Annotated in this window: 1 protein-coding gene; it reads right to left on the reverse strand. The window is 71.6% G+C overall.

Translation table 11 applies throughout. The features are described 5' to 3' along the window. Positions 1-1,568, reverse strand: a 1,568-nt coding sequence (locus RDU12_RS15715) for a hypothetical protein (RefSeq protein ID WP_308685601.1), incomplete at both ends; no start/stop codon positions are given.

A 1,568-nucleotide genomic window follows, 5' to 3' on the forward strand; every position in this document is an offset into this window, starting at 1 on the left:
CATGGCCGCGGTCTCGCCCGCGGCCATGCGCAGCAGGACGGACAGCTTCTGCGGCAACGGCGCGGGCGAGCGCGCCAGCATGGCCACGATCCGGGCGTCGCCCTCGACGGCGCCGCCGACCGCGCCGATGGTGGTGACGATCTCGGTCTCGTCGCGTTCGGTCAGGCCGCAGCCGCGCACGGCGCGCGCCAGTCCGGCCAGCACCCCCAGCTTCTGGGCGGCGGTCTGGTCGATGGCGGCCGCCCGCATCTCGCCCTCGAAACGCAGCGAACCGACGCAGGCCGACAGCCAACGGGCGGCGGCGCGCTTGTTGGCCATGCCGGTGACGTTCTCGCACAGCCGGGTCAGGGCCTCGGCCTCGCACAACACGGTGGTGCAGGACTTCACATAGGCGGCGACGAAGTCGGCGGTGACCAGGGCCTTGGAGCGCTCGTTGAACGCGGTCTGGACCTCCTCGAGGGTCAGCAGCCGGCCCGCCGTCGCGGTCAGGGTCATGGCCAGGGTGCGCAGGATGTCGATCTCGCCGGCGGCGTCGTTGGGGCGCAGGCGGCGCGGGCTCATCAGCTCGCGCACGACCATCCGCGCCAGGGCGGCGGACAGCAGCGGGAACTGTCCGGCCGCGACCCGCTCGCCAAGCCGGGCCGCGGGCCCGTCAACGACCGGCACCTGAAGCGCCAGACGGGCGTCCTGACGGATCAGGGCCGCGACCTCGCGCGGCGCCACCATCCGCACGACGGCGGCGAGAGAGGCGCCCTGGTCGAGCGCGGGCCCCAGCACGTCGGCCAGATTGGTCCGCGCGGCGAACAGCTCGCACATCACCTGTTCGATCGGCACCATGACCATGGCGTGCGGCGGACCGTCCATCGGCGCACGCCCGGCCAGGTCCATCAGACGATCCAGCCGGGCGCGTCCGCCCCTCACGCCCTTCAGCGCGCCGGAGATGATGCCGCCCATGATGAAGGCGCGGTCGGCCTGTCCGGCCAGCCGATGGGCGAGATCGGCGAGCGAATGGTCTTCCAGATCCGGGAACTGGTTGCGGCGCCCCGCGAACAGAAGGCGCTCGATCGCCCGGTCGGCCAGCTTCTGATAGTGGCGGACGAGATCGTGGACGGGCTGACCGACGGCCTGGCTTTCGGGCACGGCGACCTTCTGGATGGCGTGCTGCAGCTCGACCCCGGAGGCCTCCAGCTTTTCCGCCAGGTCCGGACGGTGCAGCAGTTCGAAGGCGGTGACGCCCTGGCGGTTCAGCCAGTCCTCCAGCACCCGGCCGATCAGCTCGCGGGCCAATGGTGCATAGAGATCCTGGGGCGATCCGCAGCGCGGACCGGCTTCGTCCTCGGGCACCACGCGCTTGCGGGGCGCCTCGGGCGCGCCGCGGGTCAGGACCGTGACGCTGTTGAAGGCCATGGTGTCTGGGTCGAGGGTTTCCTTGGTCACCCGGACGGCGGCGGCGCGGTTGTCGTCGAGCAACTCCTCGGCCGTCTGGATCGCATTGGCGCGGTCCTCCGTCGCCATCTGGAGGCTCCAGGGGGCCGGGGCGGTCTTTCGGATATAGACTTCGTAATGGA

It is taken from the genome of Brevundimonas sp. (assembly GCF_031082345.1).
Lineage (GTDB): Bacteria > Pseudomonadota > Alphaproteobacteria > Caulobacterales > Caulobacteraceae > Brevundimonas.